Source organism: Legionella nigrisilvae, from assembly GCF_977063395.2.
In genome coordinates this window covers 153562-177305 of record NZ_CDRUGZ020000038.1, presented here as the reverse complement: position 1 = coordinate 177305, position 23744 = coordinate 153562, and the positions used below count along the sequence as shown (strand labels likewise).

Below are 23744 nucleotides of genomic sequence, written 5' to 3'. Positions count from 1 at the left end.
TTTGCCTGAAGTGCAAGTACTCAAAATATAAAATCAGGTTGACGAATTCCCTATAATCTATCCGGACAAGACAGGATGGGATTCATCACTATTTTTTCTTCTTAAAATAAGTCCCATTCGCGTAAACATTATGACCAAAACCACAATCTGCATCGGAACCTTCTTGGTTAACAGATAACATACCAGGTTTGAGGAATGTTATCGTGATCATACATGAGCCATATTCAGAAGAAGAGTATACGGCCGTGTCCCCTTTAATATTGGCCACACCCGAAAGTTCCCCGGTATTGGCTTGCAGCTCGCCATTTACCATATAAGGATAAATTAATTCGAAGGAAATATTAAGTTTGCCGCCTCCCAAAGCACGAACCGTCAAGGTATTGGAAATATCATTATGAGGGGCAGGAAATTTCATAATAAAGGTACCATTTACTTCTTCTTTAGAAACACTGTCTCTATGGGATTCGGAAAAACCCAATGTCGAATAAACAACAAACAGACTGAATAAAGTAATTTTTATAATCTTGTGATTCATAGTCGCCGCATCCTATTTTTATTAAGCAATCATTAAAGCCATTCAAGTTTTTTTCATGACTATTTGAAAGTCATTAATGCAGTTCATCAAGGTAAGTCTCTTTGGTGTACCGGACCGAAATAATTGCGATAACGACCCAAAATATAATGTATAACGCAGGAGCATATTTATTTCCGGTTAGCTCAACCAAGGTTAAGGAAACTAAGGGCATGGTTCCACCAAAAACTGCTTGGCCAATGTTATACCCAATAGATACGCCACTGGCGCGAATCGCGGTGGGGAACATCTCTGCAAGCATAGTAGGCACTGTAGCATTCAATGGTGCAAGTATGATTGCTAGCCCTATTTCTCCCACAAGGACATGCCACCAGTTACCGCTCAAAAAAAGAATAAAAAGAGGATAAATAAAAATAAAAATACCAACAGCTCCTAATAAAAAAATAGGTTTCCTACCTAAGAAATCGGATAATAAGCCCATTATCGGAATTAATATCGTTAATACCAGTAGTGCTATAAAGTTTATAACCAGAGCATCTTTTAATAAAAATCCTTCAGATTTCACTAAAAAACTGGTTATATAAGCAATGAGTAAATAATTGCTCATTGCTAATATGCTCGTAAAAATAATAGCTAATAATAATTTGCGCTGATGTGCTATGACCACAAGCTTTGCGGGAAGTTCGGTGGTAGGTTTGGTGTGCAAAAAAGCCTCGGGTTCAACACTTGTACGACGCAAATAAATGCCTATTAATCCAAGGAGGGCACCCATTAAATAAGCGAAACGCCATCCCCAAGATCGCAGCGTATCCTCGGTCAATAAAACACTGAGTACAGAGGCCGTAAAAGAACCTAAAAAAATACCCAGAAAAGCAGTACTTAAAACTAAACTTCCGGCAAAACCACGTCGATGACCAGCCATATGTTCTATGAGAAAAGTAGTCGAACCGGGTAGTTCTCCTCCGACGGCAATTCCTTGTATTAATCTAAAAAAAACGAACAGCAACGGAGAGAGGATTCCCAAAGTATGAAAATCAGGGATTAAGGCGATACACGCTGTGGAACAGGTCATAATCGACACGGAGAGAATCAACGTTTTTCTTCTACCGATATGATCTGCATAATGTCCTAATAATACCCCTCCTAATGGACGCATAAAAAAGCCTACCGAAAATACGCCAAAGGTGAGGAGAAGGGAAACAAAATAGACATCAGATGGAAAGAATATTTGTGCAAATAAGGGAGCAAAATTAGCATAAAGAAGAAAATCAAACCATTCTAAAGTATTTCCGTATAAACCAGCAAAAATACTTTTTTTCTTCGTACGATCCATAATTGTATTTTTTATAGTTTGCCTTATTTCTTTATAAACTATTTTACTTTAATTTGTCTCTATTTATTTCTTATTTCAAAAGGAACATGATTCGCTAGCCTGAAACACTGGGAGTTTGAGCATCTTTTAATAAGAGTGTTTTAGACGGACTTTTTATTGAGCCTCGAAATAACGAGGGGGATTTATCTTTAGCTTCTTGTTCTAAAAAAATAAACTCTTCTGAGTTAATCCAAAAAGGATTCCATGTCAATCTGCCTTTCGAAGTAATACGAGTTGCTTTTTCGGAATTAAGATCAAATGTCCATATTGCAAGTGGGGGTTCACTCCAATTGTTTCTATGAATGGTTTCATCCATATCTACATCCATAATGAGCATTGCTCCATTGGGAGCCGCGTGGATGTGCGAAGCACTACTCATGCTCGCGTGTGGAATAATGTCATTAATGCGCCATTTTTTTATTAGATTTCCTGCAAAGTCTCTCCAATAAATTGAATACAAATCATGGCTAAAAAAAGAAGTGTCATTTTCTGCCCATGTCGGACTGAATGCGTTTTGGGTATTTTTTATAAGGCGATACCCACTGCCATCAGCATTGATTAATGCCAGATGCCAATCATTGTTTACAAAGGTATTAAATAATAGCTTTTGCCCATCAGGCGACCACACTGGATTAAAGTTGTTTGGAGAAGGGATATTCTTCAATAAGGTAACTTGATCCGTTTCAAGAGCGATGATTGCAAGGTAACGGTTTTCGAATTTTCGCTTATCCACTACATTATAGGCAATATATTTTCCATTTGGGGAAATTTCAGGGATGTATCCTTCTGTAATTTTTTTGATATTACTGCCATCTATATTAGCTGTCCAAATCGAACCATGACGTTCAAAAGCAATCATCGATTTAGCCTGACCCAAAGCGCAGTATATTAAGACCAATAAGAACAAAAAAATTCTCATAGGAGTATCCCTAAAAGGCTTATCTGAATAAATAGTTTGGAAGCATAGGATCGCTTTCCTCATTCCCGCCTTCAGAATGACATACAAACTTTCTTAAATTAAAGTAATCAACGATGAGATATTTTGACCTGGCTCTGTATCAAGATCAAATTTCATTTTAATGCCAACCCCGATCGCTGGTACCGTATTCTTCACCAATACCACTATTTGATGAGCCAGAATTCGCACAGGCGCTTAGAGAAAGTATGGTCATTAACAAATAAAAAATCAGGGTAGCTCGTTGAAATAATTTATTGGTAATCATTTGCTTTCCTTGTCCATAACTATTCAATAATCATTCAATGAAATAGTCCATATTGTAATCTTGAGACAATCAAAAAACGAGTAGTTTTATTTCTCGCTTTTCTCGGAAAAAAATAAAAATATCTGTATTCAATGTTAGCTTCTATTTTTACTTAAGACACTAATTTTAAAGATTTTTTTAAAACAGCACGGTGCTACGCAAGATAGTATGTGATGAAAAATAAAACAGCCCGAGTCATTGTACTATAATTTGATTATGTGTTTTGCATGTTGAGTACATTATGAAAAGCAAAATGAGTGTCGCAAAAGGTGATTCTGTTCAAAAACGTTCCAAACTCGAGCCCCCTTATGATGCGGGGGATTGCGGATATTATGCACTGTGTGTTGGTTTATTGCATCTTGGAATGCAAGCTAAAAGCAATGGGGTTCTGGCTGCAGAAATTAATAAGAGTAAGATTCTCAGCACTATTTTTACTAATATGCCACAGGTAAATAGGATACTGGGCTCTAATAATGTTCAGACCCTCGAACATGTGTTAGAAGCGCTTAGTGCCCCCGGTTGGGATAGTCTTTCATTGCGGGAGTTATTGAGTGAATTTAGTAATGGGATACGTCGTTCGATGGTCGAGTCCGATTGGGGGACTGATTTTTTTAAAGCAATGCTTAAGGAAGGTGCATGGGTGATAGATAATCAAAAATGGATGGATTTACCCTCATTTAAACGTTTGAACGGAAAAATTTTAGATAGGATGGAGGAGCTTGCAAATGGCAAGAAAGTTGATGCAGAACAAGCAGGTGAATTAAGGTTCCAGGCGACACTGGAAATCTTTAAAAATTTGAATGAGTCGGTATTAGAGGATATGGCAAAAGCAGTTATTAGAAAATATTATGGCCCCGGCTCCGAAAAAGCCTGGCTCGATGCGGATTTTCTAAAATATTGTTCGAAACAAATGTTTCCTGATGCCGACAATTTATTTTTTGATCCACGAAAAATTGAAATCACCAGTATAGGTCCCTCTTCAACCCACTGGTATATTGATGTTCCTAAAGATCAGATAACCGATTCTTTATTGACAAGTGTTAATTCAGGATCCAGTAAATGGCTAAAAGAAATTGAAGTATACCGGGTAAAAGAAAAAGGAGAACAAGATATTTCTTCCTTGATCCGGGAACATCATGAGCTACTTAAAGCACAAAAGAAAGCAATTTCCGAATTTAAAGTTACGGCTTCAGGGCTTTATGTAAAACATCTGGATTCTTCATTTTCAGAAGATTTAAAATTCGATCTTTCTGTATTAAGTTGCTTTGATAAAGACCCTCCGGATCAAGAAACTATAGATAAGGTTTTACTTATAATTATTTCACATGATGATACGAGTTTTCCAGCATATACCGAATTGTCTATGGCGCGGAAGTCAATTGTGGAGCTCAACCAAAAAATCAGCAAAGTTGAAAAGGAGCTTGAATTAAAAAAAGACAAAACCTCTGCTACTTCTCTTATTAGTGCAGGTATGTCTTTTAGAGGGCATAGAAAAACCTCGACTCATGATACATCCGAGGAACTTGAGGGTCGCGAAAAGCGTCCCAATAATAAAGGGTTACCAACTTAATAGACTCTTTATTGATAAGGGAAGAAAATCGAGCCTTCAAAATCATTATTGATATTGATATTGATGTTCGTTGCGGGTGAAAAGAGGGAGCTATAACTTGATAAACTTACTTCAAGTTTGGTTCCCGGTAACACTATGGTAAGTCCCGAGTGATAACCTGACTTATAAATTGACATAAATTGTTTTGTGTACTCATCATTAGGGAGATTTACATACCAATGACTTTCACTTGGCCCGTTACTTGTGATATAAGCCCCATCCTTATCAAACATGAAGGAAGATGTGCCCAGTAAATCACCCACCAGAGTTTTGAGAAATTCACTGTCTACCCAGACTTTTGGTGCATCTCCCGTATAAAAATGAGTAATTACCTCTTGGGCCGCAGCACTCAATTCTTCATCGGCTAACGCATTACACACTTCGATTTGCGCTTGGAAAATAATGGCATACAATGAATCGTTATCTGATTTAAGGCTTTTTTCCCGAGTGGCTTTCTCATAGAGTTCATCTGATTTAGCTTCAATTTTTTTCATGATGCTTTTGAATGAAGCTAACTTTTCCCAAACTCGATTATCCTCAAGCCATAAACCGCTTTTAATTTCATTTTTTAGACGTTCATGTAACCAGGGGGAATTGGTATTCGCTTGTTTTAATTGTAGTGTGAAATTAGATAAAATTTCGTTAAAAGAAAGTTGCTCAAAACCATGTGCAGCCATTGCGTCCAGATAACTGAGTAAGCATTCATGATTGGTTTTAAACGACTTTACAAGACAGCCCTTAAGAGAACTTGGTTGTGCTTCCAAAATTTTGGTGAGCAGCTTACTGGAGTTAAGTGCGGACCTTATAGATTCATCTACTGCGGCTTTGAGCGCTAAATAAAAAATACCAATGACAACCACATGGTAACCACAATCTCCTGAATTCTGAGCAGGAGAAAATTTAACTTTATCTACTCTCTCAATCTCCGTTTTTTGTAGCATTATGGCCTGAACTAAAAAGATTAAAGATATTTAGTATATCACTTGAAATATATTTTCGACAAACTGTATTCATAAAAGTCTTTGGCCTGATAAATTTGTTAAATTATTCTTACAATTAACATCTGTTTATTCGCTAATTAGGGTGATAACATCTGCAACGATTAAGGATAAGCTAAGGAAAGTGATCCATGAAGGAAGGAGTCAATTCATTCATTTTTTTTATAGCCCTCATTGCAGGATTTGGAGGGTTTTTATTTGGATTTGATTCGAGTGTTATAGCGGATGTTAAAGATCAAGTTATTGGCCAATTATCTCTATCTGAGTGGCAATGGTCTCAAATAGTAAGCATCAGCATCCTGGGTTGTGTTCTTGGTATTCCTTTAAGTGGTTTCTTTGCTGACAGACTCAGTCGGCGTTTCTTACTCAAAACAGTGGCAATAGGCTTTATTTTGGGGACTGTTCTTTGTGCTCTCTCCGATGACTTCATCGTATTATTAGCAGGTCGATTCATCATTGGTATCTGTATCGGAATTGCTTCTTATATTGCTCCGTTGTTTATCGCAGAAATTGCTCCTCCAAATAAAAGAGGGGCTTTAGTGCTGATGAATGGTTTAACGATTACCTTTGGTCAAGCTATAGCCTATTTAATCGGTTATTTGCTTCATGATTATTCTACAAACAGTTGGCGGTTGTTATTTGGTATGGGGAGTATCCCCGCTTTGATTTTGTTTATTGGGATGTATTTTGTCCCCCATTCCCCGCGGTGGATTATGAAGAAACAGGGAGTGAACAAAACGTTACAGCTCTTAAAAAGAATCCGCCCTTCAGGTTATGACATTCAAAAAGAAATCGATGAAATACAGAGTAATTTAAAACAAAGTCACTCGACGAATAATTTATTATTTAAAGCGCCCATTATTTTTGTACTTGCTGTGGGCGTTGCTTTAGGAGTTTTTCAACAGTTTTCAGGAATTAATGCCGTAATGTATTACGGGCCGGTGATCTTTGAATCGGCAGGTTTTTATCCGGTGACTAATGCTATTCTGGCAACTTTTTGTATGGGGGCTGTTAATTTTTTATTTACGTTACTCACTTTATTTTATATTGATAAATTAGGTCGGCGTTTCTTATTATTAAGCGGGACGATGATCGCTACATTGAGTCTTTTTGTGGTTTGTTTATTATTTAATACACCATTACCGGGCCAAAAATTCTGGATATTGGGCGCTTTCTCTGCCTATGTAATAGGTTACTGCATTAGTGTTGGATCTTTATTTTGGGTGTTAATCTCCGAAATCTATCCTTTATCCGTCCGGGGTCTTGCGATGAGCATTGCGACTGTGGTGCAGTGGGGCGCTAACTTTGTAGTGTCTATATCCTTTTTGACGATTTATCAAAATTTAGGAGAAATGCTTACTTTTGCTTTATTCGGTTCATTATGCTTAGTAGCCTTTTTCTTTATTTATCATTTTGTACCTGAAACAACAGGAGTGTCTTTAGAAAAAATAGAAAAAAATTTGCGAGCAGGTAAAAAAATCAGAGACATTGGAAGGCCTATATCGGAAATAAAAACAAATGAATTGGAATTAGTGAGAGATTAAAAATGGATAATGAAAATCAGCAACGAAAATGTCGTATAGGAATCATTGGTGCGGGACGAATCGGTAAACTCCATGCAGAAAATATCAAAAATTATTTACCCCAATTTGAATTACAAGCCATCGCCGATCCATTTTTGAATAAAGCGTGGGCCGATAAATTATCTATTGCGGGCCAATACGCTCATTTTGAGCAAGTATTGTTTCATCCTAATTTGGATGCGATTTTGATTGCCTCACCTTCAAATTTACATGTGGAGCAGATTAAAGCAGCAAGTGAAGCAGGCAAAGCGATATTTTGTGAAAAACCAATTGGGTTGAATGAAGAAGAAATTTTAGACGCCTTACAAACCGTACAAGCAAATAATACTTTATTACAGCTGGGGTTTAATCGACGTTTTGATCCTAGTTTTGCCCATTTACAAAAACAGGTAGAGGCCGGTGACATTGGAGCGATTCATCTAATTAAAATTACCTCCAGGGATCCTGCTTGTCCATCTAAGGAATATTGCGCTACTTCCGGCGGTATGTTTATGGATATGACCATTCATGATTTTGATATGGCCCGTTTTCTAACCCAATCCGAAGTGGTTGAGGTGTATGCAACAGGAGCAGTACTTATTAATCCTGATTTTGAGGCATTGGATGATGTGGATACAGCAATCATTCAAATGCGTTTTGCCAGTGGGGCTTTAGGAGTAATCGATAACAGTCGCCAGGCTGTGTATGGTTATGATCAGCGGATTGAAGTTTTCGGGAAAGAAGGAATGTTGCTGGCAAATAATCAATTGAAACATTCAGTGATGCATTTTACTAATACATTTACAGAACAAGCGAATCCAGAATATTTTTTCCTAGAGCGCTATCATCAGGCGTTTAAAGCAGAGTTAAGTTCATTTTATGATGCGTGGCGAGATAATCAACCCAGTCCAGTGCCAGGAAGGGATGGGCTTTATGCTTTACGCATAGCTCAAGCAGCGAAACAATCGCTCGTAACTAAATTACCTGTTTTTTTGAGTTGAGGCCGGCATGATACATCCATCATTCTATTTTGATGCAACCCGACCTGTAGATTTAATTTGTATGGGACGGGTGGCTGTTGATCTTTATGCCGAGCAAATTGGAGTTGCACTCAGTGAGGTCCAGAGTTTTAAAAAATACTTAGGCGGTTGCGCGGGAAATATCGCTGTAGGAGCGGCTCGTCTGGGTCTAAACTGCATGATGTTTTCGTGTATTGGCCAAGATGAAATGGGCCGTTTTTTAAAAAATGAACTTGAAAGTGAGGGCGTTAACACGAATCTATTGCAAGAGACGGCTCATCATTTGACGGGTCTTGTTTTGCTTGGAATTAAGCCGCCTGATGAATTTCCATTGATGTTTTATCGCACTGATTGTGCGGATATGCAAATTAAGTCGCACCAAATAAACCAAAATGTATTGCAGCAGGCAAAAGCCATTTTAATTACGGGCACGGGATTATCCACAAAAGATATGCTGCAAACTACGGAAGAAGTGACGCAACGTGCCCGACACGCCGAAACTGCAGTAGTTCTGGACTTGGATTATCGTCCGGTTCTTTGGGGATTAACCGCATTGGGCGATGGAGAAACGCGATATCTCCAAAGCCAAAACGTGAGTCAAACCTACCAACGAATTCTGCCTCTGTGTGATTTAATTGTGGGTACTGAAGAAGAAATTTGTATTGCTGGGGGATGCGATGAGGTTAAGAGCGCCTTAAGGAAAATAAGAGAGTTAACCCAAGCGCCTGTAGTGATTAAACTAGGTGCAAAAGGGTGTGAAGTTAATTTTGCTCACAGTAGCCAGAATCTACCCACTAAACCGTTTCCAGTGGAAATACTTAACGTACTAGGCGCTGGGGATGGATTTATGGCCGGCCTTTTATCAGCTCTTTTACGAGGAAAATCCTGGGAGCTTGCTACTACTTTTGCAAATGCGAGTGGTGCTTTAGTCGTCACGCGACATGGTTGCGCCCCCGCCATTCCCTATAAAGATGAATTAGAATATTTTATACAACATTTTGATGAGCATCCCCAGATCTGGAACAGTACTCATTTAATGCAATTACACCAAAAGAAGAAACTTCCTCAGGTGCTTATTAAAAATCCACTAGGGTTTATTAGAGGCTTCAATCCGATTGTTACTATAGATCGTTTATCAAATGACAATATGAATTTTAGCTCGCTTAAACTCGCTGCTGGAGAAAAATATTTCTTCAGTGAGCATTATGAGTTTGCTGCATTATTAATGACGGGACGCGTCGAGTTTTATTTTGCACATCAAAGTCAGCGTGTAGCCCGCTATGATTATTTTTCTCAAGAACCTATAGTCTTGCATTGCCCTTCCGGTCAAATAGCTGCTGTTGAAGCATTGACTGATTGTGAAATTCTATTGATTGAAACAGAGAATGATGCATCTTTTACTCCTTTATTATTTAATCAGGCCAATCTCTTGGAGTTGGACAATCGAGGAAAAGACCTATTAGACGATAGCTCGTATCGCATTGTAAGAACTGTATTTGATAAGCGCAATAGACCTGAATCTAATTTGGTTGTTGGCGAAATTATTACCTTCCAAGGACGCTGGTCAAGTTATCCTTCTCATTATCACGATCAGCCAGAAATCTACCATTATCGTTTTTCAGAACCGCAAGGTTATGCATTTGGTGAAAATGGGAATGAGGTGCTACGTATCGAAAATTATGACACCTATCGAATTATGAATGGGCAGACCCATGCTCATTGTGCAGCCCCGGGATATGCTCTTTATACCTTATGGTTTATACGTCATTTAAAAGATAATCCTTATACGACGCCAACCTTTATCAAAGAGCATGAATGGACGCGAACACATAAAGCAAATAATAGAGTATGGAAAAAAAACCTCGACTGAGGTTATGAGTAGACTTTGCAGCTAGGGTAAGGCGGTGCTTCAAGCCTGGAAAAATAATGTTTAATGGTGGGTTTCATGAAGATTAGATTGACAATGGCACAGGCATTATTGAGATTTTTGGCAAATCAATATGTGGTGTTGGATGGTAAATCACATCAGTTTGTTGCTGGGGTATTTGGAATTTTTGGGCATGGTAATGTGACTGGATTAGGAGAAGCCCTGGAATACGATAATTATGGTTTGATTTATTACCAGGGACATAACGAACAAGGAATGGCTCATGCCGCGACGGCTTATGCGAAACAAAAAAATAGATTAAGTATTTTTGCGTGCACCTCTTCAATAGGTCCGGGTGCGACCAATATGATTACTGCAGCGGCTACTGCAACAACTAATCGAATTCCATTATTGTTATTGCCCGGAGACATATTCAGTTGCAGACAACCGGATCCCGTATTACAACAACTTGAAGCGTCCCATGACTATACTTTATCGGTTAATGATTGTTTCAAACCGGTGAGTAAATATTGGGATCGTATTACTCGCCCAGAGCAATTGATGACGGCTGTTATCAATGCAATGAGAGTGCTTACTGATCCTGTCGAAACAGGGGCAGTCACTTTATGTTTACCGCAAGATGTGCAATCTGAAGCTTATGATTATGACGCTTCTTTTTTCGAAAAACGTTTTTGGCACATTGATAGAACACCGATCAGTGAACGTGCGCTTGAAGAAGCGGCTCAGCTTATTCTTAGAGCTCAAAAGCCCTTCATTATTGCCGGAGGTGGCGTGCATTATTCCTTAGCAACCAATGTCTTATCGCAATTTGCTGCGCATCATAAAATTCCCGTTGCTGAAACTCAAGCAGGGAAAAGTGCTTTGCCAGCAAGTCATTGCATGAATGTGGGGGGAGTCGGGGTTACGGGTTCTGAAGTTGCAAATTCGCTGGCCGCACAAGCCGATGTGATTTTAGTGGTTGGCTCCCGGTTGCAAGATTTTACTACTGCGTCTAAATGGGTTTTTAAAAACCAAGAGTGTCGAATTATTCATCTCAATGTTTCTCGTTTTGATGCAATCAAAATGAATGGTTTGATGTTGCAAGGGGATGCAAAGATAGGCTTAGAGCAATTAGGAAAAAAACTAGGAGCGTACCAATCCCCCGAAGAATATCAGCAGCAGGTGCAACATTATCAAAATGAATGGCAGCATGAATTAAAACGCATCTGTACTTCGTCTCATCCTGTAGCGGGGGGGTTATCACAAGTAAAGGTGCTCAGCTTATTAAATGAAATGGTGACTGAAGAGGATGTCATAATCTGTGCCGCCGGCAGTTTACCCGGTGATTTACATCGACTTTGGAAATCCAAAAAGGCTAAAGATTACCATTTGGAATATGCATATTCTTGCATGGGTTACGAAGTCGCGGCCGGTCTAGGGGTGCGATTAGCTAAAGAAAATGCGCCGGGCGAGGTATACGTTTTGGTGGGCGATGGCAGCTTTGTGATGATGCATTCAGAATTGCTGACGAGCATTCAAGAAGGAAAAAAAATTACCATTGTCATTTTTGACAACCATGGTTTTCAATGCATTAGAAATTTACAGGAAAGTCAGGGTAGCCAAGGTTTTGGTAATGAGTTTCGATATCGAGAGGCTAACACCAATAAGTTATCGGGTGATTATTTACCCATAGACTTTTGTAAGTATGCTGAAGGACTAGGCGCTAAAGCTTTTTTTGTAGATTCTTATGATCAGTTAGCAGTTGCTACGCAGGCCGCACGCAATGAAAAACATTCTTCAGTGATAGTAGTGCCTATACTGCCTAAAACGATGAGTAATGGTTATCAAACTTGGTGGCGTGTTGCGGTTGCAGAAATATCCAATTCTGAAGAAGTGTCGAAAGCGCATCACAGGATGCAGGAACAATTAAAAAGAGTTAGAGAATATTAAGGACCAAGGTATGCACATTAAACTGGGAATAGCACCAATTAATTGGTGCAATGATGATGATCATGAGTTAGGCAAAGAAATTAGTTTTGAACAATGCATTAGCGAAATGGCGGATTCGGGTTATATAGGTACGGAACTCGGTCATAAATATCCGCGTGAGGTACCTGTTTTAAAAAAAGCATTAGATGTGCATGGATTACACTTATCAAGCGCCTGGTTCAGTACTTTTTTTACTGAGTCAGAGCAGTATGAGCACACGTTATCGCGTTTTATGGAGCATTTGAGTTTTATGAAGGCTATGGGGGCCTCGTTTATCAATGTGTGCGAGTGCGGCCATTCAATTCAAGGAACTGGGCTGCCTATTTTAAGCCCCCACAAGCCTGAATTTAGTGAGACACAATGGGAAAAACTAATTCAAGGTTTGCATGCTATTGGCCGAATTGCTCAGGATCACAATATGCGTCTTGCATATCACTATCATGCAGGGACTGGTGTTTTTTATGAACATGAAATTGATCATTTAATGGAAAACACCAGTCCTCAATTGATTTCATTATTGCTTGATACGGGCCATGCCGCTTTTGCTAATATTGATTCGCTTGATTTAATCCATAAACATCATGATCGCATAATGTATGTGCATTTAAAGGATATTCGTGCAGAAGTTCTTAACCGAGTTAAGAATGAACATATGAACTTTATGGATGCTGTACGTGCTGGGGTATTTACTGTTCCTGGTGATGGTGGCATTGATTTTGCCTCTATCATTAAAGTGCTAAAAAAACATCACTATTCGGGTTGGATGATCGTGGAGGCGGAACAAGATCCGGCTAAAGCGCCCCCACTTGTGTACGCGCGAAAAGCGTACGAGTATCTACAGTACCATATAAAGAACGAATAAAACTCAGGGACACGTTATTAATAGTACTGGAAAAGGGATTTATTTACACACAAATCCCTTTTCCGCTCTTTCATCAAATTCACTCACTAAGAGCTCGATTTTTTGTCCTAATTGATTTTTCCCCACGATTTTTTCAGAGGCTTTATAAAAATAAGACATGACACTATAACCTGACGAATTGTCCTCTTGGCGTCGTTGTATTTTTTGTTCTTCCATCCGCATGCTCTTCAATAACGCCTTCATTAATTCTGCATAGCTGGTATCATCTTCCTTCACACGGGAACAGAGATCATCTACGCTTTTAATGTACTTAAAGATCATTTGTTTTTTTGCATCAAAAATATCTCTATCCGCTTTATTGATCGCCATGTCAAACTCTCTTTCAAGAATATATTCATATAAAACAGCTGAAAATTGCCAAACCCAGGGGACTCCTCTCTCGTTGCTAAATAGCGATTTATCTTGCTCTTTAATTTCAGTGATGAGAGGAGGGCTGCTTTCAAATAGATTGCGTAAGGCATTAATAAAATTGACGAGGCCGGTATGAAAAAGACTTTCATAAAGATCCAGTGTGAATTCTGTCTTATTTTCTTTATTGTATTCTTTGACTGCAGTCTTAACCTCTTTCCGATGTAAGTGGATTTCTTTTAAAATCAGATCAAAATAGGCCAGATAATCATTATCCTTAACTTCTATTTCTTTTATTTTTTTAATTAAACGTTTGGCAAAATCATTCCTTTGAACCAATAACTCTGCTTCTTTGCCTTTATAAGTTTTTTCATCCGCTTGCGTTTGATAGGTTTCCAATATTTTTTGACAATAACGGTCTGTCATATCTTTAAAAATGCCCATTATCCCTCTCTTCTTTAGTTAGCCAGAAAAATCCTCAATTTTATTTTGTTCTCGAGGACATCCATTCTTCCGTTCACAGCATTGTTTTCAAAAACACGAATGTCAAATGATAGGCTGAACAAAAAAGTTACATTTTTCGATAACAACAGCCTATGTTCTAAACGCGATATATTTGTCCTTATTATTAAATTATTAAAAGTAGTTTTACGAATACTTCATAACGAATTGTTCAATTAAAGCAGGAAACGAGTATTCAAAATGAAGCTATGAAAATAGTTAGGATAATCATAGTGCCTAATATTAACTCATTGTGAGTTACAGTAAAAGTTATTTTCTTGAGTAAAAAAAATCTCGTTTTGTTGCCGAAAATATTAGGGAAAAGTCGAGATATTACAGGATGTTATGAAGTTCATACCGGAAGCTATTTTAAATTTTTTACAATTGAACTACTGTATTATTCAAAGGAGGGCTTAGTTATGGTTAACTTTTTTAAAGATAAAAAAAAGTCGGTCGATCCGCCAAATGAATATTATCCTGCCCTACATAAAGCACTAGAGGCAACCATGAGGGTGTGTGTTGCGAGTACTTCTGCACTAGTGATTAATCCATTAACAGCAAAAATTTGTACCTACCGAATGGCTCAATATAACGAAAATAGTTTTATGGCTGTGCAAGAAATAGGCAAGCTCCGATCTTTTTTGTTTAAAGTGTCCCAATACCTTGAAAATAGGGAGATTAATTTTCTTGATGCGCGAGCCTCCATAAAATATACCATGTCTGGATGTAGGGCTGGAAACTGTGAACACCAAGCATTCTATTTAGCTGCATTACTTCGAGACCAAAAAATTCCCGCATTTATTTATGATATTGAAGATATTGAACATACAGTGGTTATCACCAAAGATTTTTTGCTTGATCCCTGGATAGGTACAATTTTTCGCTTAACTGAAACAGACCTCTGCACATTTTATAATTCATCCCTTAATATGAATGCTTCATGGCTGAATCATTTATTAAGTGATAAAGAGTTTCCTTACCAGGATCGGTTGGACAAAAACACGCTATATTATTATTTTGCACCTCAAGAGAATGCAACCCATGTCACGTGTTGCATTCTTTTTTAAAATCCAATAAATATAGCATATAAAACCGAGTAGTGTTCCTCCCTATTAAAACAATTTAAACCCAAAATGTTCAACTATAATAAGATTATAAGTGAAGCATAGAGCAACCTGGTGTTTTTAATCTGATGAAAAAAATAATGAATTTTCTTCAATATCGAAGACATTTCAGGGGTTCGCTTATTGAGAAATACAGTTTTATTAGAGGATCACATGGGATTTTCACTATCTGAATTTTTAGATTATGATGCGAACGGGCAAGTCCAATTAAATGCATTCATCAATGGAAAAGAAGCCACTTCTTATCAAGATTATTTACTTGTTTTAGATAATGTTACGCAAATTTGTCAAAACGAAGAGGATGCTCCCTTATCTCCGGCGTACGTGAAGAATCTGGCTAAAGTTTTATTGGAAAAATTCCAAGAGCATCTTAGGGCAACGCAAAGCGATTGGTATGATAAAAACAATCCTCAAATCTACACCGTAGCAAAACAGTTGGAAGCCTTTGCTTTTCTAATAGGCGAACAAGAAGCAATGAAACAAATACGCGCAGAATTTCCCTTATTACAATCAGTTAAATGTGATTATGAAGCGTATAGCCATGAGAACTTTTTAAATAATTTAGATCCGCTTAAATTTAAGAATTTTGACCGTAATTTACTTGCATTGCAAATGATGATTCGGATATTGGATCCCCGTTATATCAATCAGCGCGATGAGCAGGTCTGCGGTGTCAATGCTTTTGTACACAACATTGCTTTGTTTAATCCATTAAATTACGTGAAAATAGTCTCGGAACTTGCCTCTAAAGGGGTGTGTGATCTTAAAGAATTTGCTGGCAAAGAAGGCGTATTGCGTATTGAAGTAACGGATGCGGTTGCAAATAAAAAAAGTGGCCAGGAAGATACGATTCGGGATGTAGATCATATCATTTTAAATGGGATACGCTCTTCGGAAAATTCAATTGTTCGCTATAGTGCAGAAGGTGCTGAGCTGGCCAAACAGTTGTTTGGTGTTACTACTCATCAGGAAATCAATCGTTGGATGAAACAAGCAGGTTATCACCATGTGCAAAATATTCCTATTCATAATCGAGAAGCAATAAAACAATTACAATTACTCATCCAGGACGGTTATAGGGTGGGTTTTGCAGGTACCGGAAGCCTTGCTTCATATATTCTTGATCCAGAGGAAGGAGAGCCCCAGAGAAAAAACCTAATACAACGCTTTATGGATGGTCATTTTTTTATTATTAGAAATATTGAATATGATGAACAAAGTGATAAGGTCAATGTTCGCATTTTGACGTGGGGAAGGGAGCAATCCGCATCAATCCCATTTGATGTATGGAAAAAAAATATAGGAGTTGTGGGCTCAGCGGTGGTTGGGCAAGATCCCTATATGAAATTTATGTTCCATACTCGCGCTCGAGAGATAGATGATTTACAGCGTAACACTTATTGTTCTCCTGAGGCATATTGTTTGTATGTAAAAAATATCCTCGAAGACACCCCTGGATATGAAAAAATTACTAAGCTTTTAAACCAAGCGTTTAAGCATGCCAATGGAATAACTTGGTATAAAGCAGCCAAGGAAATTCAAGATGCAATTGAGGAGTTACCTAAGGAAAAAGCGCTTATGGTTCCCTCAAAAATATCGATTATTCCTAGAGTTACGCCCGAGATTAAAATGGAGTTTGACCGGATTCATCACCTACATAGTCGTCCTCAGAAAATTACGGCTTTAGAACATCTTGGAACTCAAGATAATATTGAAGTTCAGCGGCAATTGATGCCCTTGTATGCACAAAGCGGCCAATGGGAGAAGGTGAGGGGGCTTTTAGCCGATGTAGAAAGGTACAGTCGCACGGATCGAGAAATAATTTATGAGAGCTTAGAGTTAGGGTGTTGTTTAGTTCTCGGGGATGTAAAAATTCCAAAAGATATCGCGGAATTGGTTGAAGGAAATGCTCAATTTAATTTTAAAGCAAAGGACTTAATTCGAGTGCTAAGTGAGCTTACTGGGATTCCTAAAGGGGGGAATTTTACCTATGGAATTCGAAGCCGATTGTTAGAGGTGGTCAATAACAGACTTGAAGAAGAAGGAAAAGAAAAAGTTCAACATCTGAGTGAGGTTATTTTATATAAGAAGGATATTTATAATTTGGTGTGGTTACTCGATAAAGAAGTCCAAAGGGTCGACCCATCCCATAAAATCATGAGAAAAGATCAGCTTAAAAAATTTTGTAATGTACTGGTTGATAGAATTGAGAACAAAGATTTATTACAAGATGAGGTGGATTTGCACTTTGCTTCCAGCCTAAAACACAAACTACCTAGGGTTTTAAGAAAAATATCTGAGTTTTTTTTAAAAGTGGCTTCAATTTTTGATGATAATATTATTTCAAAGGGAGTTGAAAAGATTAAGAATTTTAAAGATGAAATGAATAATAATAGGGTAAATAAGCAGCCAGAACCATTGGATTCAAGCGTTGTAGTTCAAAACGCTATGCCAACTAAAACCGTGATTTAAACTGCCTATGTATGGATACAATTGTGTCCCCTTCGAATCCTAAGCTATTGTACATGCAAAGCTATAGCGAATAATGAGGCTTAGCCGATTTTGTTTCTATTTCTTCAGTGATCCGATTAAAAGTATTTAAAAAATGCTCCGGCAAGTTTAAGGATTGTAGCATTTCATTCATTTTTTGAAGATTAGGTACTATCTCATGAAGAGTTTGAGCATCAATTTCTGCATCGCTCTCCAGCTCCTCATAACGCTGAACGGCAATAAATAACTGAGTTATTTTCGGTGGTGCGTTCATTAATAAAATATGTAAGACCTCTTCATCATCCATCGATCCATTAGTTGAGCTTTTCAATTGGTCGATGATTCTTCCCATTTTTTTGAGTTGGTAGGAAGGGATTTTGCATAAGACAATTAGATTAGCAAAGGAATAAGTCATATAATTAAATTTTTCAAGTTGCAGAAACCGTTCAATTTCTTGATCTTCTTCGCTAAGCTCGTCTAGGGTATCGGCCTGTGTGACGTATCGTGCGATGGTTTCCAAATCAGATTGTGAATAACTTCGAGCTAAGCCAATGTAATAAAGATCTCGAATGGCCCTGCTACCCGGCTCGGTGCTGATATGGCCGGTTCTATTAAAGAGTCCATTTTCTTTGCGAAGCGAATTTTCACAAAGAGTTCCACCTTCAATGGTCCAATATTCCTCAGCCGAAGGACCATAACTGTACATGGAATTGGTAGGATATAATGTCTGAAGTAAGGGATCATCACTATATTTTGGTCCTTGGAAAAAAGGTCCAAAATTATGTCTCGCTTTGCCAGTAAGATTGTGCAGGGCATGAATAAGCTCATGACCCAATAAGATAAATGCTGGGCCAATATCCGTTAGCCCCTTTCCGGGGGAGGCATAGACTTCTAAATTCAAAGACGAAACTTTATCGTTATAGCGATAATCTACTCCGATATTTACCCTTCGTGTACCAGGGCCACGAACGGTCTCTCTTTTAAAAATGGTTTTAAAATCTTGCTCAGGGGTTATTTTTTTCCTGGCATATTCCGGACTTGTTTCTGCGAGTCCTCCTGCGGCCATGGAACATTCAAAATTATTGCTGCGCGTTAGTATTAACTGAGCGTCTTTAGTTGTAAGTAAATAATTGAGTTTTACAATCAGTTTTATTCCTTCTGGTCTCGAGGCAAGTTGCATTAACAGAGAATTTATATAGTTGAATTCTTCGTTAGTTAGTGAATTATTTTTACGTAGGTTAGCAATAAGTTGATAAAAATTGGCGCGTACAACTTCTGCAGTTTCCTTTTCTTTCAATTCAGGAAGAATGTATTGTGGGTTTAAGGCAACCTCTTGTTCATTATGAATATAGAGCGCTGAATTTTCATATAAATTCTTAGCCAAATCATTATGGACAACTTGTAAACCTCTTAAAAGATTTTTTATCGCGAGAATTCGTTTAAAAAATATAATTTGATCATCTTTTGTCGCTTGAGGGTTAAATTGTGCATATTCTGCTTCGATTGCCCTATACAATGTGTGGTTTAACTGATCTACATAAGCGGCTTGTTGCATTAGGTCAGGATTATTGTTTTGAGGAAATTCGCTTTGATGCTTAATACCCAGCTCTGATAATTGTTTAGAAATAACCTCAATTTTCTCTCTCATGATCTAAATAAGTTCATTTGGATTTAATAATAGTATAGACGATTATATTTTGACCAATTTAGCAGGAAGGATGAGCAATGCTCTTTTGAAAGAAATTCATGGTGAACAAAATTTTCTATGAAACCAATATCTTAGGAACTACAATGATGAGTTTTTTATTATTGCTCTTGCGTTTGTATGTTTAATGTATTCTAAAACGATTCGTTTTTCGAAAAAGAATCAAAGGAGTCTTCGTGAGAGTCTCCTTTTGTCATGACAAGATGCTTATGAAAAGCTATTTAATGGAATACCTTGATCAGACTCTTCATCCTTATCGAACTTATCATCCTCTGCTGCATTTATACCGGTTAATTGTCTTTGGTGATAGGCAAGCATTAATCCATAAATACTATTCGATAGAGGTGTAGAAAACATACCTACTGCAGGTGCTTCAATCAACTCGATTCCATTTTCAGCAAGCTTTGCTTGTATATCAATTTTTGTTTCAGCAATTATCTTTGCAGCGTTTCTTAAGAGTTCAATTTTAAGTAAGGGGATCTGCTCTCTGTGAGTAGTTTCGAACTGATCGATTTCGGCTTTGATAAGACCCATAAATTCTTTCTTAATCTCCAATGTGCCATATAAAGTCGAATAGGTATATTGCTCTGCATAGAGCAGTCCGGAAAGGGTTTTAAGTAAGGTATGCCAGCTGCGATCATGCAGCATCCATAATATGGGGTTGTTAGGAAATTCTTTATAGCAATTCTCTAAATGAACAGCCCCAGACTCTAACAGGTCAATCAATTTCCTTTTAAGCAAGCTAATATCGTTCTCGAATTGAGTTAATCCTTCATGCACTTTATTCGCTCGAAGCAAGCTCTTGATTTCTTTTTGTATTGCTTTTACTTGTTTATATAACGAAATTAAATCGACGTCTTCATTAAGTTGTTGTTTCAAATAGTGCGCTGAATCAATGTAATTCGGGAGTTGTTCCGTTTTTATGCTTCGATGACTATAGATAGCAAAATAGATCTCACCAATTCCCAAGCCTACTCTGTAAGCACCCAAAGCATAAGCAAATTGACGCATAAAAGCTTGTGCTTCTGGAGTATATTTTTTTTCGGGTTTAAACAGATAGGTACCTTCTTGTTGGTGAAACTCTAACGGTAAGCCACTTCCTGAAACATGTTTATCAAAAGCTGCGACGAGACTTGGGTGTTCTGCTGAACCCATAATTTCTTCTGCAGTTCTCACTAATAAACGCTCGTCAATCAGACATTGTTCCATCCCTGCACGAACCATATTGAAACTAAAAACTTGTTCTTCTCCCTGAGCCACTTCGGTGAGTTTTTGTGTTCGTCCTTCATTAAAGAAATAGTTTTTTAATAACTCCCTTATTTTAAACATCGCCATCTTATAGTGATCAAGACGGGTAAAAATTGGTTGAATTACCTTGTTTATTTCTTGTCGGTGGAGTTCCAGTTTTCCTTCCATAATTTCTCCTACTCTATCCTTTATTGTTTTAATTTCTACAGTGCGCCAGGTTCAGTGTCAAGGTGTTTAATTTTTCCGAATTGATTGTGGATGGTTAAATAAAAGGACTACTCAATAGGAGCAATTTTCCTATTTGCATCCTGCTATACTTAAATTAATTCACTCAGCGAGTTTTTTGTATGCAGGATGCCAAATTACCTTCTAACATTAAATCTTCTACTTGGTATGTTTCAGCAATGGAACATTTGGTTAAGGTCGTACAGGATTTATCTCAGGCAAATGATATTCAAGCGATCACCGAAATTGTACGCCATGCTGCCCGCGAACTTACGGGAGCAGATGGTGCAACATTTGTCCTAAGGGAGGACAACTGTTGTTACTATGTGGAGGAAAATGCGATCGGTCCATTATGGAAAGGTAAGCGTTTTCCAATGGAAACCTGCATCAGTGGTTGGGTTATGCTGCATCAAGAATTAGCCGTCATTGAGGATATCTATTGTGATCCGCGAATTCCACAAGATGCATATCGACCTACATTTGTTAAGAGTTTGGCAATGGTCCCTATACGAAGAGAGGATCCGATAGGTGCTATTGGTAATTACTGGGCTAAAAAACGTCTACCCACGCCAGAAGAGCTCCATATTTTACAAGCACTAGCAGATACCACATCGGTTGCACTGAAAAATGCCGACCTTTACATTGATCTCAATAAACATATAGAAACCATACGCGAGCGGGAGGCGCATGCCCGAGCACAACGAGATACTCTGGAGATTTTTACTCGTGCGTTAGCACATGATCTAAGAGAACCTGCACGAACTATGAGTTCTTTCGTGGATGTTATTGCCCAAGAACAACCTCATTTTTCGGGTAGGGTCGCTGATTATTTTCAGCATATTTACAATGCCAGCAAACGCATGTTGACGCTTATCGATACCGTTTTTAATTACATGCAACTTGATCAGTTTAAAAAAGAATATAGGGAAGAATGTGATATGAATGAGGTAATCGAAGAAGTTTCAAAAAACCTTGACTACCTCATTCGAGAAAAAAATGTGCATATTATTGCCGAAAAGGTCCCTCATGTAAGTGCAAATCGAACCCAAATGATCCAATTAATGCAAAATTTAATTAGCAATGCCATTTATTATAATGAAAATATTCCCGAAATATCGATTTCGGCAAACCCCAAAAAACAATTTGTAGAGTTTCACGTATCGGATAATGGTTTAGGTATTGATGCTAAAGACCATGAGCTCATTTTTCAGCCATTTAAACGCGCTACTCTTATAAGTAAGGGGTCTGGGTTAGGGTTAGCGATATGTTCCAAAATTTTAGAATTAAATGGTGGAACTATAACGTGTAAATCCAAACTTGAGGGAGGAACCATATTTTCCTTTACTCTCCCCTGTGCTCTAAAAATAAAGAGACGAAGAAAAGTAAAAAACATCTCAGCGAGCCCAGTTAATATACCTATTACTACCTTGGCTAATATTTTATTTGTAGATGATCTTAAAGAAGATCTAGAGTTCACTAAAATTATTTTAGAACGCGCGCGTATAAAATTTAATCTATTTATAGCGCAAAGCGGGACAGATGCACTTAATCTATTACATGACCAGTGCGCTCGCAATAATCCGATTGATTTGATATTTCTTGATATCAACTTGCCGGGGATGGATGGTTTCGAAATTTTGAAACAAATTCAAACGGATAAACAGCTCAATAAAACGCCAGTCATAATGTGCACCGGATCAGATTATAGTAAAGACAGAGAAAAATCTGCCGCACTAGGAGCTGCAGGCTATCTAATCAAGCCAATTGAAAAAAAATCCTTGCATGACCTAATCGATACCCTAGCTGCAGTAAGATGTTGTCCAACAGATGAGGGGTACATCATTATTCGCAATGAGTTAATTGTTTCATGAAAACAAACTTAGAGTTTATGTTCTTTGTTGCCATAAAAATAACCTTCTCCAGTTTCTACCCACGATATGATCGTTATGCTCAAGGGATGGGTTAAAGCGTGTCTAAATCTAAATGAGACCTTTTTAAACCTAGTCTATCCAAAATAAATCTGTAGTTTTTAATTACCAATAAGTCAAAAATTTGGTTTTATGTATATTAATCAATTCTATTTCCATGATTTCCAACAAGATATTCTAAATAAACTCTTAATGATCAAAAAGTGTATTGACTGGAAAATTTCTATTCGCAATAATGATTTTGTAATTATTTAGTCATTTTGATCTCAATTTGATGCACTCTGTTAATCTGCAAACCAGGAGAATATCATGCTGACAAGTTATCACCTTAGATTACTTATAGAAAAATGTCGGGAAATAGGTGGGAGTGGACTCGATAGTGGTGTCACCGCTGCTATGCCACAACTTCAAATTGATATCTTAAAACCCCCACATGATTTTTTAGGTGCGCAAGGTAATCCTGCGATTTTTGTAAATAAAAACACCTACAAATTATTAGGACAACATCATAAGGATTGGATAATTAATCAGACTATTGCCTTAAAGATAAGCTTTTTAGAACAAAAAACAATTAATATTATCGGAGCAATTGTTCATGAAGCAGGTCATGCGTTTAATGTAGCTGCAAAAATTGCTAATTCGGAAGCCAATGCATATATCTATGAAATCGAAGTGCTGCGGAAGTTGTTTAAAATGAAAAGCCCTTTGCTATTTGGTTGTACTGCTCCTGACCTTCAAGCATTTTTTAAAGAGCGTCTACCTTTTTATACTAAAGAAATTTCTAATAAATACCTTGCAGACTTGGTTCGCTCAATAAAATACGAATTTAAACTTGAAGAAATGACGCCTCCCACAAAACATCAAGAACACATTTCTGTTTTTGTAACAGGTATAACCTTATTTACTCAGAAACAAGGTGATAAAGAACGGGAAGGAACTTTGGGAAGAAAGGATAATTTTATCCAGTCGTTTTGAAATATAAAAATTAAATGAATCGTATGGAGTTTGCTTTGGTGCCGGGGCTTTTTAAATTATCCGGCATA

General features: G+C 37.7%; 18 protein-coding genes. 10 read left to right on the top strand and 8 right to left on the bottom strand.

Features of this window, described 5'->3' with window-relative positions:
* Positions 1-88 precede the first annotated feature (88 nt).
* The 4 genes from ACWTE2_RS23095 to ACWTE2_RS23080 form a co-directional block, all read right to left on the bottom strand.
* Complete coding sequence (locus tag ACWTE2_RS23095; protein ID WP_454784573.1) at positions 89-535, bottom strand: hypothetical protein; 447 nt, start codon at positions 533-535, stop codon at positions 89-91.
* A gap of 73 nt (positions 536-608) precedes the next feature.
* Positions 609-1865 carry an MFS transporter gene (locus ACWTE2_RS23090; protein ID WP_454784572.1) on the bottom strand — a complete coding sequence of 419 codons (1257 nt, stop codon included), beginning with the start codon at positions 1863-1865 and terminating at the stop codon, positions 609-611.
* Between the two features lie 94 nt (positions 1866-1959).
* Positions 1960-2823, bottom strand: a complete 864-nt coding sequence (locus ACWTE2_RS23085; protein WP_454784571.1) for a TolB family protein — start codon at positions 2821-2823, stop codon at positions 1960-1962.
* A gap of 157 nt (positions 2824-2980) precedes the next feature.
* The gene (locus ACWTE2_RS23080; RefSeq protein ID WP_182391817.1) at positions 2981-3127 is read right to left on the bottom strand and encodes a hypothetical protein; all 147 of its coding nucleotides are present in this window, start codon (positions 3125-3127) and stop codon (positions 2981-2983) included.
* Positions 3128-3407: 280 nt separating this feature from the next.
* Between ACWTE2_RS23080 and ACWTE2_RS23075 the strand changes: the two genes are divergently transcribed.
* Positions 3408-4736 (top strand): hypothetical protein, encoded by a 1329-nt coding sequence (locus ACWTE2_RS23075; protein WP_454784570.1) that lies wholly within the window; start codon positions 3408-3410, stop codon positions 4734-4736.
* Positions 4737-4744: 8 nt separating this feature from the next.
* Here ACWTE2_RS23075 and ACWTE2_RS23070 read toward each other — a convergent pair whose 3' ends face one another.
* Positions 4745-5716 (bottom strand): hypothetical protein, encoded by a 972-nt coding sequence (locus ACWTE2_RS23070; protein ID WP_454784569.1) that lies wholly within the window; start codon positions 5714-5716, stop codon positions 4745-4747.
* A gap of 188 nt (positions 5717-5904) precedes the next feature.
* Here ACWTE2_RS23070 and ACWTE2_RS23065 point away from each other — a divergent pair, with 188 nt between their 5' ends.
* From ACWTE2_RS23065 to iolE, 5 genes are all read left to right on the top strand, one after another.
* A complete protein-coding gene (locus ACWTE2_RS23065; protein WP_454784568.1) occupies positions 5905-7317 on the top strand; it encodes a sugar porter family MFS transporter in 1413 nt (470 codons plus the stop codon).
* Between the two features lie 2 nt (positions 7318-7319).
* Positions 7320-8336 carry an inositol 2-dehydrogenase gene (gene iolG / locus ACWTE2_RS23060; RefSeq protein ID WP_454784567.1) on the top strand — a complete coding sequence of 339 codons (1017 nt, stop codon included), beginning with the start codon at positions 7320-7322 and terminating at the stop codon, positions 8334-8336.
* A gap of 7 nt (positions 8337-8343) precedes the next feature.
* On the top strand, positions 8344-10224 hold the full coding sequence (iolC, locus tag ACWTE2_RS23055) for a 5-dehydro-2-deoxygluconokinase (protein ID WP_454784566.1): 1881 nt from the start codon (positions 8344-8346) through the stop codon (positions 10222-10224).
* Between the two features lie 75 nt (positions 10225-10299).
* Positions 10300-12171, top strand: a complete 1872-nt coding sequence (gene iolD / locus ACWTE2_RS23050; RefSeq protein ID WP_454784565.1) for a 3D-(3,5/4)-trihydroxycyclohexane-1,2-dione acylhydrolase (decyclizing) — start codon at positions 10300-10302, stop codon at positions 12169-12171.
* Positions 12172-12181: 10 nt separating this feature from the next.
* On the top strand, positions 12182-13072 hold the full coding sequence (gene iolE, locus ACWTE2_RS23045) for a myo-inosose-2 dehydratase (RefSeq protein WP_454784564.1): 891 nt from the start codon (positions 12182-12184) through the stop codon (positions 13070-13072).
* A gap of 39 nt (positions 13073-13111) precedes the next feature.
* Here the strand turns inward: iolE and ACWTE2_RS23040 are convergent, their stop codons facing one another.
* Positions 13112-13924, bottom strand: a complete 813-nt coding sequence (locus tag ACWTE2_RS23040) for a hypothetical protein (protein WP_454784563.1) — start codon at positions 13922-13924, stop codon at positions 13112-13114.
* Positions 13925-14400: 476 nt separating this feature from the next.
* On the opposite strand from ACWTE2_RS23040, the gene ACWTE2_RS23035 reads away from it, so the two are divergent.
* Both ACWTE2_RS23035 and ACWTE2_RS23030 read left to right on the top strand, forming a co-directional pair.
* Complete coding sequence (locus ACWTE2_RS23035; RefSeq protein WP_454784562.1) at positions 14401-15048, top strand: hypothetical protein; 648 nt, start codon at positions 14401-14403, stop codon at positions 15046-15048.
* A 210-nt stretch (positions 15049-15258) separates the two neighbouring features.
* The gene (locus tag ACWTE2_RS23030) at positions 15259-17577 is read left to right on the top strand and encodes a hypothetical protein (protein WP_454784561.1); all 2319 of its coding nucleotides are present in this window, start codon (positions 15259-15261) and stop codon (positions 17575-17577) included.
* 61 nt (positions 17578-17638) lie between these two features.
* Here the strand turns inward: ACWTE2_RS23030 and ACWTE2_RS23025 are convergent, their stop codons facing one another.
* Positions 17639-19243, bottom strand: a complete 1605-nt coding sequence (locus tag ACWTE2_RS23025) for a type III secretion system effector protein (RefSeq protein ID WP_454784560.1) — start codon at positions 19241-19243, stop codon at positions 17639-17641.
* Between the two features lie 264 nt (positions 19244-19507).
* On the bottom strand, positions 19508-20716 hold the full coding sequence (locus ACWTE2_RS23020; RefSeq protein WP_454784559.1) for a hypothetical protein: 1209 nt from the start codon (positions 20714-20716) through the stop codon (positions 19508-19510).
* 179 nt (positions 20717-20895) lie between these two features.
* On the opposite strand from ACWTE2_RS23020, the gene ACWTE2_RS23015 reads away from it, so the two are divergent.
* Both ACWTE2_RS23015 and ACWTE2_RS23010 read left to right on the top strand, forming a co-directional pair.
* Positions 20896-22644, top strand: a complete 1749-nt coding sequence (locus ACWTE2_RS23015) for an ATP-binding protein (RefSeq protein WP_454784558.1) — start codon at positions 20896-20898, stop codon at positions 22642-22644.
* Positions 22645-23010: 366 nt separating this feature from the next.
* Entirely contained in the window at positions 23011-23676 is a 666-nt protein-coding gene (locus ACWTE2_RS23010; protein WP_454784557.1) for a hypothetical protein, read from the top strand.
* The last annotated feature ends 68 nt before the right edge of the window (positions 23677-23744 follow it).

Excerpts from the sequence above, each read along its gene's own strand:
- ACWTE2_RS23095 (WP_454784573.1), bottom strand. The coding sequence starts at position 535 with ATGAATCACAAGATTATAAAAATTACTTTATTCAGTCTGTTTGTTGTT.
- ACWTE2_RS23090 (WP_454784572.1), bottom strand. The coding sequence starts at position 1,865 with ATGGATCGTACGAAGAAAAAAAGTATTTTTGCTGGTTTATACGGAAAT.
- ACWTE2_RS23085 (WP_454784571.1), bottom strand. The coding sequence starts at position 2,823 with ATGAGAATTTTTTTGTTCTTATTGGTCTTAATATACTGCGCTTTGGGT.
- ACWTE2_RS23080 (WP_182391817.1), bottom strand. The coding sequence starts at position 3,127 with ATGATTACCAATAAATTATTTCAACGAGCTACCCTGATTTTTTATTTG.
- ACWTE2_RS23075 (WP_454784570.1), top strand. The coding sequence starts at position 3,408 with ATGAAAAGCAAAATGAGTGTCGCAAAAGGTGATTCTGTTCAAAAACGT.
- ACWTE2_RS23070 (WP_454784569.1), bottom strand. The coding sequence starts at position 5,716 with ATGCTACAAAAAACGGAGATTGAGAGAGTAGATAAAGTTAAATTTTCT.
- ACWTE2_RS23065 (WP_454784568.1), top strand. The coding sequence starts at position 5,905 with ATGAAGGAAGGAGTCAATTCATTCATTTTTTTTATAGCCCTCATTGCA.
- iolG (WP_454784567.1), top strand. The coding sequence starts at position 7,320 with ATGGATAATGAAAATCAGCAACGAAAATGTCGTATAGGAATCATTGGT.
- iolC (WP_454784566.1), top strand. The coding sequence starts at position 8,344 with ATGATACATCCATCATTCTATTTTGATGCAACCCGACCTGTAGATTTA.
- iolD (WP_454784565.1), top strand. The coding sequence starts at position 10,300 with ATGAAGATTAGATTGACAATGGCACAGGCATTATTGAGATTTTTGGCA.
- iolE (WP_454784564.1), top strand. The coding sequence starts at position 12,182 with ATGCACATTAAACTGGGAATAGCACCAATTAATTGGTGCAATGATGAT.
- ACWTE2_RS23040 (WP_454784563.1), bottom strand. The coding sequence starts at position 13,924 with ATGGGCATTTTTAAAGATATGACAGACCGTTATTGTCAAAAAATATTG.
- ACWTE2_RS23035 (WP_454784562.1), top strand. The coding sequence starts at position 14,401 with ATGGTTAACTTTTTTAAAGATAAAAAAAAGTCGGTCGATCCGCCAAAT.
- ACWTE2_RS23030 (WP_454784561.1), top strand. The coding sequence starts at position 15,259 with ATGGGATTTTCACTATCTGAATTTTTAGATTATGATGCGAACGGGCAA.
- ACWTE2_RS23025 (WP_454784560.1), bottom strand. The coding sequence starts at position 19,243 with ATGAGAGAGAAAATTGAGGTTATTTCTAAACAATTATCAGAGCTGGGT.
- ACWTE2_RS23020 (WP_454784559.1), bottom strand. The coding sequence starts at position 20,716 with ATGGAAGGAAAACTGGAACTCCACCGACAAGAAATAAACAAGGTAATT.
- ACWTE2_RS23015 (WP_454784558.1), top strand. The coding sequence starts at position 20,896 with ATGCAGGATGCCAAATTACCTTCTAACATTAAATCTTCTACTTGGTAT.
- ACWTE2_RS23010 (WP_454784557.1), top strand. The coding sequence starts at position 23,011 with ATGCTGACAAGTTATCACCTTAGATTACTTATAGAAAAATGTCGGGAA.